Origin of the sequence: Pseudonocardia pini (assembly GCF_013870575.1) — a bacterium.
Taxonomy (GTDB): domain Bacteria; phylum Actinomycetota; class Actinomycetes; order Mycobacteriales; family Pseudonocardiaceae; genus Pseudonocardia; species Pseudonocardia pini.
In genome coordinates, this window is record NZ_JACBXB010000134.1 from 1 (window position 1) to 9,537 (window position 9,537).

The following is a 9,537-nucleotide window of genomic DNA, read 5'->3' on the forward strand; positions in this document are numbered from 1 at the left end:
GAGCCGGCGCGGCGGGGTGTACCCCTGCGCCATCAGCCCGTCGAGCCAGGTGGTGTCGGTGTCCCCGGAGACCAGCTCCGGGCGCTGCAGCAGGTCGAGCAGGAAGGCCTTGTTGGTGGTGCCGCCGTCGATGACCGCGGCGGTCTGGCGCAGCGCACGCAGCAGCCGGGCGCGGGCCTCGGTGCGGTCCCGGCCCCAGGCGATGATCTTGGCGATCATGGAGTCGAACTGCGGCGGGATGAGGTCCCCGGTGGCGACGCCGGTGTCCACCCGGATGCCCGGGCCGCTCGGCAGCGCGAGGTGCTCGATCAGGCCGGGGGCGGGCGCGAACTCGCGCTCGGGGTCCTCGGCGGTCAGCCGCGCCTCGATGGCGTGCCCGGTACCCGCCGGCGCCTCCGCGGCGATGTCGACGAGCTTGCCGCCCAACGCGATGTGCAGCTGCAGCTTCACGATGTCCACGCCGGTGCACGCCTCGGTGACCGGGTGCTCGACCTGCAGCCGCGTGTTGACCTCGAGGAACGACAGCAGCCGCTCCTTGGGCTCGTAGAGGAACTCCACGGTGCCCGCGTTGACGTACCCGGCGGCGCGGGCGAGCTCGGCCGCGGAGGAGCGCAGGAGCTCCTCCTGCTCGGCGTCGAGCGCGGTCGAGGCGGACTCCTCGATCACCTTCTGGTTGCGGCGCTGGACGGAGCAGTCCCGGATGCCCAGGGTCCAGACGTCCCCGCTCGCGTCTGCCACGACCTGCACCTCGACGTGCCGCCCGCCGCTGATCGCCCGCTCGAGGAACACCGTGGCGTCCCCGGCGGTCTTGGCCGCCTCGGAGGAGGCGCGCTCGAAGGCCTCGGCCAGGTCGTCGGGCGTCGTGACCTTGCGGATGCCGCGCCCGCCGCCGCCCGCGGTCGCCTTGACCATCAGCGGGTAGCCGATGCCCTCGGCCTTCTCCCGGGCCTCGGCGAGGTCGGCGACGGGGCCGCCGGACCACGCGGCCAGCGGCACGCCGACGCGCTCCGCGAGCCGCTTGGCGGCGATCTTGTCGCCGAGGTCGCGCATGACCTCGGGGGAGGGGCCGATGAACGTGATGCCCAGGTCGCGGCACAGCTCGGCGAACTCGGCCTTCTCGGACACGAAGCCCCAGCCGGGCCACACGGCGTCGGCGCGGGCGACCTTCAGGCCGCGCTCGAGCTCCGCGTGGTCGAGGTAGGGCGACGGGCCGAGGTGGTCGGGGTCGTCGGGACCGATGAGCACGGCCTCGTCCGCCTCGCGGACGAACATCGCACGCCGGTCGACGGCGGTGTACAGCGCGACGGTCCGCAGCGGGGGTCCGCCTGCTGCGTTCCACTCGCGCACGGCGTGGATGAGCCGCATGGCGGGCTCACCGCGGTTGACGATCGCGATCCGGGAGAAACTCACGGGCTCCATCCTGCTACGTCCCGAACGCGACGCGAACATCGTCGCTCGTGGTTCCGGGCACTCGCTGCTGGGGCAGGGCGGTCACGCCGGGTCGGAGGACCACCTCGGGAGCCATGATCGCGGGGTCGACGGTCAGCACCGCGTACCCGCCGACCGCGCCCGCACCGAAGCCCGGGGCGAAGACGCGGGTGGGTCGCGCGATCACGCCGTCCCGCACGGCGTCGAACAGGGCGATGGGGATCGACGCCGCCGACACGTTGCCCATGTCCCCGATGTCGAAGTAGAGCTGGTCGGCCGCCAGGCCCGCCTTCTCGGCGAGTCCGACGATCATCGTGCGGTTGGCCTGGTGCGGCACGATCAGCTCGATGGCGTCGAGCAGGCTCCTGCCGCCGTGGCCCGGCAGCACGTCCAGCTCGCCGATCATCTGCTCCAGGTAGCGCGCGACCAGCGCCTTGACCTCGGGGCCGTAGACCGTGATGTCGTTGTCGAACTCGGGGTTCGGCCAGATGATCGAGTTGACCTGCGCGGCGGGCCCCGAGGCGTAGGTCTGCAGGACCTCGACGTCCCCCGCGGACCCCTCCGCGGCGGGGGAGACGACGAGGGCCGCGGCCCCGTCGCCGAAGATCATCCGCGAGGTGCGGACGCCTCCGATCTTGTCGCTGAACTTCTCGACGCAGACCAGCAGGACCGGGCGGTTCACCTCCTGCAGCTGCCGGACGGCCTCGGCCAGCCCGTACGGCAGGCCCGCGCAGGCGGCGACGATGTCCGCCGAGCAGTGGGTCTGCAGGATGCCGAGCTCGCCGGAGAGCCAGGTGGACAGCGACGGGATGAGGCGGTCGCTCGTGCAGGTCGCGACCAGCACCGCGCCGATCTCCTCGGGGCGACGACCGGCGTGCGCCAGTGCCGCGTCCGCGGCGGCCAGCGCCAGGTCGCCGATCTCGTGCTCGGTGTAGCGGCGGCGGTCGATGCCGGTCTTCGCGCTGATCTCCGCGGCGCTCATCGGCGACCAGGAGAAGCTCGAGTTCCGCACCACGTCCGTGTTCTCGCAGACGTGCTCGCCGCGCACGACCGCCAGCGACTCGATCCGCGGCTGGACCGGGAACGCGTCGGCGACGACGACGGGCGGGTACGGCGTGACCGGGGCGACGGGCACCGGCTGGGGCCGGGAGGGGCGGGTCCTGGCCTGCGCTCCGTTGCGCACACGCTCCAGGAACGCCGCCACCTCCCGGGTGCGCGGATGGAAGGCGATGACGACCTCGTCGTCGCCGATCGCCGACGCCTCGCGCAGCTCGGTGCGCGACCGGGTCCACGGGTACTGGTTGTGCAGCACCATCGCCCACCGGGTCAGCGCCTCGAGCTCCGGCGCCTCGGTGTCGACGTCGTGGATGTCGGTCGTGCTGAACGTGGGGTAGTCCGGCTCCAGGTCGGGCAGGACGAAGGTCAGGGCGCCGGGGGTGTCGAGGAACTGCGCGACGGTCGGCTTGACCGGTGCCAGGTCCGTCGCGTGGTGGCGGCGGTGGCCCCAGACGTCGAACAGGAGGGCGAAGATGCGCTCCTCGACCTCGGGGTGGCGGCCCGCGGGCAGCGTGGCCCAGGCCTGCTGCACCGCGGCGACCTTCGCCGGTCCGTCGACCCACGGGGTGACGACGGGGAGGAAGACGTCCTCGCGGGAGCGGGGGAGGTCGCGCCACCGGGTGGGCCGCTTCTCGTAGAGCGTGAGCGCCCAGCGATTGACCCAGAACAGGTTCTGCCCGAGATCCCGCAGCAGGTCGAAGCGTCGGGCGTAGGCACCGGAGGCGACCCGGGCCGCGATGTCCGTTCCGGTAGGGGCCTTCGACTCGAAATCGCGGGTGATGACGGCTTCGGCCGCGGCCACCGAGTCGAGCACCGAGAAATCCAGTTCCGGCGAAAAGTTCGCGGGGAACACGAGGCGGCCGTGGGAGTTGACCACGAACGGCTTCATACAGCTGCCTCCAACGGCGAATCGACGTCCCGGCGTGCGGGAACCGCAGGTCGGATGCGGCGGACGACGACGCTCACGACCAGCGGGAAAGTTCAGGCGGTGAGAGGACCGTAGCGGGAATGCGGCCGAGATCGGAAGGTGAGCTGGGTCTACACCCATTCGCCGATCGTCATTGTTGGGGATCCGAGTAAATGTTACCGACGAGTTCTACTGAATAGTCGTACCCGCAGGTCGGGGCGGTTTTCCGGCCTTCGTGCAGGCGGGGGCGGGGGCACTGTCCGATGTGGAGTGGAATGCCACCGGTTGTGGCACCGGGTGCTATTACTCGCCTACGCTCCCGAGGCATGGCCCGGATCACGTACCTCACCGCCGAGACCGCTCCGCCCGCTGTCGCGTCGACCGTCGCGAAGATGCCGCCGCTGCACGTCTTCCAGATGCTCGCGCACGCCGAGACCGCCTACCGGCCCTGGCTCCGCTTCGGCGGCGCGATCCTCGCGGACCTCGCGATCGACCCACTGCTGCGCGAGCTCGTCATCCTGCAGGTGGGGCGCCTCGCCGCGCGCTACGAATGGGACCAGCACGTGCCGATCGCGAAGGCCGCCGGGGCCACCGACGCCCAGCTCGCCGCCCTCGACCGGGGCGACCTCGCCCCGTTCGACGCCGCGCAGCGCGCCACGCTCGTGTTCACCGAGTCCTTCGTGCGGGACGGCGAGGTGTCCGACGACGACTACGCCGCCCTCGGCGCCGAGTTCGGCGAGCGGGAGATCGTGGAGATCGCGTTGACCGCCGCGCACTACCTCGGCCTGGCCCGGATCATGACCGCCCTGCGGATCGACCCCGACGAGGCCGTCGGCCCGGAGGGCCTGCCCGCGGCCCGGCTGTAGCGGGAGGGCGCCGCTGTAGGGTCGGCAGGATGGAGATCCTCGCCGGCCGGGTGTTGCTGCGCCCGTCCGACCCGGACGTGACCACCGCCTTCTACCGCGACACCCTCGGCCTCGCCGTGTATCGGGAGTTCCCCGGCGGCACGGCGTTCTTCCTGGGCGGGTGCGTCCTGGAGGTCTCGGCGCACGCCGCGGAGCCCGCCGCACCCCGCACCGGTGTGGCGCTGTGGATGCAGGTCCGCGACCTCGCCGCCGTGCACAAGGAGCTGGCGGACAAGGGCGTCCCGATCGTCCGAGAGCCCCGCCGCGAGCCCTGGGGCCTCGACGAGATGTGGATCGCCGACCCGGACGGGGTGAAGCTCGGGATCATCGAGATCCCCGCCGACCACCCCCTCCGCAGGGACACTCGCTGAGCCTTGAGCGCTGAGCCCGGACCCCGGAGAGCCCTGTGCGTGAGCGCGGGGCCCGGGGAGTCCTAGCCCGGGTGGGAGACCTGGGGCTCGGAGAGCCCCGTGCGTGAGCTCAGCCCGGAGGGCCGCAGCTCAGCTTGATCCCGGGCTCGGAGCCTGGAGAGCTCGAGCCTGGGGCTTGGAGGCCCTGAGCCCTGAACCCCTGAGCCCGGAGGACCAGAGCCCGAGCCCCGAGCCGGGAGAGCCCTGAGCCCGGAGGACCAGAGCCCGAGCCCCGAGCCGGGAGAGCCCTGAGCCCGGAGCCCGGAGCCGGGCCCCGGAGTGGTCCCCCTGGTGGCCGCGGAGCCGAGGTGTCGGCATGTGGGCCGAAGGACTGCTGACCTGAATCGCGGTCCTGCTGCGCGCATGATCGCTATTTGGGATCGCCGAGCCGCGAGAGGCGCAGCTGACGGCACCGGAGCGGTGACCATTGTCCCTGTGCGGCAGGTCAGGCCCCTCCCGCGCACTCTGGACCTGCGGACTGCGAAGGTTCCGCGCTCACCCGACTTGCGGCCCATGATCACTGTCTCGGAGCGCGGACCTGTGCTCTGCGCGGTCAGGCGTGCCGGAATGGTGATCTTCGGACGGGCGCGGGGCTGGGCGAGGGCGCGCAGTGCCCGGCCGGTGCGGGTACGGCGGACCAGGAGCGCCAGCCGCCACCTTGATCGCTGTCTCGGAGCGGTGCGCCGCGGATGTCGCGGTGGAGCGTGCCGGGATGGTGATCTTCGGCCGGGCTTGGGGGCCCGGGCGCTACCTTGACCGCTGTTCCGGAGTGTGCGCCGCGGTCGTCGCGGTGGAGCGTGTCGAAGTGGCGATCTGCGGGCCCGCGCGGGGTCTGGCGCGCCCCTTGATCGCTGTCGCGGAGCGTGGAGCCGCGTTGTGCGCGGTTGGGCGTGCCTGTGCGGTGATCTTCGGGCCGCTGGTGGGTCGGACAGCCACTTGATCACTGTTTCTGAGCGCGGACCCGTGTTGTGCGCGGCTGGGCGTGCCGGAGTGGTGATCTTGGGTCGCGCGGGTGGTCGGAAGCCGGCTGATCACCGTTTCGGAGCGCGGACCCGTGGTCTGCGCGGCTGGGCGTGCCGGAATGGTGATCTTCGGGCGGGCGCGGGGGCGGAGCGCTCATCTTGGGCGGAGCGCCATCTTGATCGCGGTGTTGGAGCGGTGCGCCGCAGTTGTCGCGGTGGAGTGTCTGTGGTGGTGATCTTTCCGGTCGCGGGCCGTTCGGATTCCCTTGATCACCGTCTCGGAGCACGGACCCGCGCCTTGTGCGGTTGGGCGTGCCGGAGTGGTGATCTTGGGCCGCGCGGGTGACTGAAAGGCACCTGATCACCGTCTCGGAGCGTGGAGCCGCGTCCTGCAGGGTGAGGTGTACCGGTGCGGTGATCTCCGCGGTCGGCGGGCTGTCCGGATTCCCTTGATCACCGGCTTGGAGCGCGGAGCCGCGGCCCGCGCGGTTGGGTGTGCCGGAGTGGTGATCCTCGGGCAAGCGCGGGGGTGGGGTGCCGCTGAGATTGCTGTTTCGAGCGGTGCGCCGCGGTTGTGGCTGTGGAGCGTGCCGAAGGGTGATCTTCGGATCGGGCGGCTCGTCGGATCCTCTTGTTCGCTGTCTCGGAGTGCGGAGCTGCGTTCGGCGCGGTCTCGGAGCGTGAAGCCGCATTCTGGCGCGGTGGGGCGTGCCGGTGCGGTGATCTCCGCGGTCGGCGGCCGTCCGGATTCCTTGATCACCGTCTTGGAGCGCGGACCCGCGCCCTGCGCGGCTGGGCGTGCCGGAGTGGTGATCTTCGGGCGGGCCCGGGGGCGACAGCCACCTTGATCGCTGTCTGGGCGCGGTGCGCCGCGGTTGTCGCGGTGGAGCGTGCCGAAGTGGTGATCTTGGGTCGCGCGGGTGGCCGGAAGTCACCTGATCACCGTCTCGCAGCGTGCAGCCGCGTTCTGCCCGGTGAGGTGTGCCGGTGCCATGGTCTCCGACGGCGGCGCGGGGATCGGGCGGATTCCTTGATCGCCGTCTTGGAGCGCGGACCCGCGCCCTGCGCGGCTGGGCGTGCCGGAGTGGTGATCTTCGGGCGGGCCCGGGGGCGAAAGCCACCTTGATCGCTGTCTTGGAGCGCGGACCCACGCCCTGCGCGGCTGGGCGTGCCGAAGTGGTGATCTTGGGCCACGCGGGTGGCCGGAAGTCACCTGATCACCGTCTTGGAGCGCGGACCCGCGCCCTGCGCGGCTGGGCGTGCCGGAGTGGTGATCTTCGGGCGGGCCCGGGGGCGACAGCCACCTTGATCGCTGTCTGGGCGCGCTGCGCCGCGGTTGTCGCGGTGGAGCGTGCCGGACTGGCGATCTTCGGGCCGGGTGTCCCCGGCGGAGCGCCCGCTGACGATCGACGGACCCCGGTCAGGCGGAGCGCAGTCGCGCCCCCGGGCCCGGCTCCGCGATGAGCTTGGTGCGGTCGTCGATCAGATGGCCCTCGGCGCAGCGGATCTCGGCGTGGACCTCGCCGCCGCAGCCCGCGTGCCGGGTGACCAGGGGCGGGCCCGCCTCGCCCGCGAGGTGTGCGTCGCCCCAGTCCTTGAGCGCGGTGACGACCACGCGCAGGTCCTTGCCCGCGGGCGTCAGCCGGTACTCGTGGCGCTCCCGGCGACCCGGCTCCCGGTAGGGCGTCTTCGTGACCAGCCCACCCTCGACGAGGGCGGCCAGCCTGCGGGTGAGCACGTTGCGGGCGATGCCGAGGTGGTCGGCGAGGTCGTCGAACCGGCGGACGCCGTTGAACAGGTCCCGCAGCACCAGCACGGTCCAGGCGTCACCGACCAGGGCGGCGGTGCGGGCCACCGAGCAGGTGGCGCTGTCGTAATCGGTCCACTGGGACATCGGCCCAGCGTACCGATGCTGGGTTGCTCTGGGAAACCCGTCAGGTCGCGAGGGCCGGATCGACCCGCCGCTCCTCCACGCCCTCGGGGGTCGGGGTGAACAGCGCGATGACGAGCGCGACCAGCGCGGCCGCCGCGGCGATCACGAACACGACGGTGAACGACTGGGCGGCGGGGACGCGTTCCCCGCCGACGTCCATCACGAGCGCGGTGCTCACCGCGGCGACCACCGCCGTGCAGGTCGAGGTGCCGAGCTGGCGCATCAGGGTGTTGAGGCTGTTGGCGGCCGCCGTCTCGGTCTCCGGCACCGCGCGCATGATCAGCAGCGGCAGCGCGGAGTAGCCGAGGGTGGCGCCCACCGAGCCGACGGTCGCGATCGCCACGAGCGCCAGGAGCGACCCGGGCAGCAGGGCGAACCCCGCGTTGCCCAGTGTCATCAGCCCCAGCCCGACGACGAGCGTGGTGCGCGGCCCGCGGACCCGCGACAGCAGCGCCGAGGTGGAGGAGAAGACCACCATCGCCCCGCCGAGGGGGAGCAGCACCAAGCCCGCGGTGATCAGCGAGAGGCCGAACCCGTACCCCGTGGAGACCGGGGCCTGCAGGACCTGGGTGGCCAGCATGAACGTGGCGAACATCGAGAAGCCGAGGAGCACCGTGGTGACGTTGGTCCACAGCACGGCGGGCCGGGCCGTCACCCGCAGGTCCACCAGCGGGATCCGCCTGCGCAGCTCGTAGCGGCCCCACAGCGGCAGCAGCAGCAGCGCGACGCCGAACAGGCCGAGGACGACCGGGCTCGTCCAGCCCCACTCGGAGCCCTTCGAGATGCCCAGCAGCAGACAGACCAGCGCGACGCCCAGCCCCAGCGCGCCCACGACGTCGAACCGGCCGCCGGTGCGCACCCGCGACTCGGCGACCATGGTGCGGACCAGCACGAGCTGCACGGCGGCGATCACCGCGGCCCCGGCGAAGAGCCACCGCCAGCTCGCGAACTGGGCCACCACGCCCGTCAACGGCAGCCCGATCGCGCCGCCGATGCCGAGCGAGGAGCTCATCAGCCCCACCCCGCTGCCGACCTTGTCGGGCGGCAGGATGTCTCGCATCAGGCTCATCCCCAGCGCGATCACCCCGAACGACACGCCCTGCAGCACCCGGCCCACCAGCAGGACCAGGATGTTCGGCGCGACGGCGCCGACCACGGAGCCGACCAGGATCAGCACGATGGAGACGAGCAGCATCCGCCGCTTGCCGTACATGTCACCGAGCTTGCCGAGCACCGGCGCGGACACCGCGCCCGAGACCAGCGTGGCCGTGACCAGCCAGGCCGCCGTCGACGGGCTGACCGACATGAGCCGGGGGAACTGCGGCAGCAGCGGCACGACCATCGTCTGCACGAGCGAGATCAGCAGCCCGCAGGAGGCTAGGACGAGGATCGCCACCATCGGTCGACGTCCCGGCCCGGGCGAGGTCGTGGTGGGCGATTCGGCCAGGCTGGCGCTCACGGGGCGTGGTCTCCGTCCGTTCGGTTGTCCCTTCAGGTGACCACGGGTCGTTGCGGAGGGCAAGCGAGAACCTTGCCGTTGCCAAGTATCTCACCCTGAACGGCCGTTCGGGCCGCCGGTGACCTCCTCGACGAGCGCCACCAACGGGGCCACGCCGGGATGCGTCGGCGGATCGGGCCAGACGAGATGGACGGGCAGCGGCGGGGCGTCCGCGACCGGCACGTAGACCACGCCCGGAAAGCGGTGCAGCTCGGCCGTGGCGGCCGCGGTGACCCCCACGGCCTCGCCGGAGGCGATGTCGACCAGCCAGTCCGCCGTCGAGCCGACCCAGGTCACGGCGGGTCGGGCGCCCGCGGGCCAGAGGCTCGGTGTGGTCGTCCCGGTCACCTCGTTGATCGCGACCGTCCGGTCCACCAGGTCGGCCAGGGTCACCGACGAGCGGGCGGCGAGCGCGTCGCCCTCGGGCAGCGCGGCGAC

General features: G+C 72.3%; 7 protein-coding genes. 2 read left to right on the top strand and 5 right to left on the bottom strand.

Features of this window, described 5'->3' with window-relative positions:
- Together H5J29_RS10720 and H5J29_RS10725 are read right to left on the bottom strand one after the other, a co-directional pair.
- On the bottom strand, positions 1-1,410 hold a 1,410-nt coding region (locus H5J29_RS10720), incomplete at its 3' end, for an acetyl-CoA carboxylase biotin carboxylase subunit (RefSeq protein WP_376768518.1).
- Positions 1,411-1,423: 13 nt separating this feature from the next.
- The gene (locus tag H5J29_RS10725; protein WP_181780783.1) at positions 1,424-3,373 is read right to left on the bottom strand and encodes a 3-oxoacyl-[acyl-carrier-protein] synthase III C-terminal domain-containing protein; all 1,950 of its coding nucleotides are present in this window, start codon (positions 3,371-3,373) and stop codon (positions 1,424-1,426) included.
- Between the two features lie 344 nt (positions 3,374-3,717).
- Here H5J29_RS10725 and H5J29_RS10730 point away from each other — a divergent pair, with 344 nt between their 5' ends.
- A complete protein-coding gene (locus tag H5J29_RS10730; RefSeq protein WP_181780784.1) occupies positions 3,718-4,257 on the top strand; it encodes a carboxymuconolactone decarboxylase family protein in 540 nt (179 codons plus the stop codon).
- A gap of 29 nt (positions 4,258-4,286) precedes the next feature.
- A complete protein-coding gene (locus H5J29_RS10735) occupies positions 4,287-4,667 on the top strand; it encodes a VOC family protein (RefSeq protein WP_181780785.1) in 381 nt (126 codons plus the stop codon).
- Between the two features lie 2,421 nt (positions 4,668-7,088).
- Here the strand turns inward: H5J29_RS10735 and H5J29_RS10740 are convergent.
- The 3 genes from H5J29_RS10740 to H5J29_RS10750 form a co-directional block, all read right to left on the bottom strand.
- The gene (locus tag H5J29_RS10740; RefSeq protein ID WP_181780786.1) at positions 7,089-7,562 is read right to left on the bottom strand and encodes a winged helix-turn-helix transcriptional regulator; all 474 of its coding nucleotides are present in this window, start codon (positions 7,560-7,562) and stop codon (positions 7,089-7,091) included.
- A gap of 40 nt (positions 7,563-7,602) precedes the next feature.
- Positions 7,603-9,060: an MFS transporter gene (locus H5J29_RS10745; protein WP_312858155.1), complete on the bottom strand. Its 1,458-nt coding sequence runs from the start codon at positions 9,058-9,060 to the stop codon at positions 7,603-7,605.
- 90 nt (positions 9,061-9,150) lie between these two features.
- On the bottom strand, positions 9,151-9,537 hold a 387-nt coding region (locus H5J29_RS10750), incomplete at its 5' end, for a type 2 periplasmic-binding domain-containing protein (RefSeq protein ID WP_512700114.1).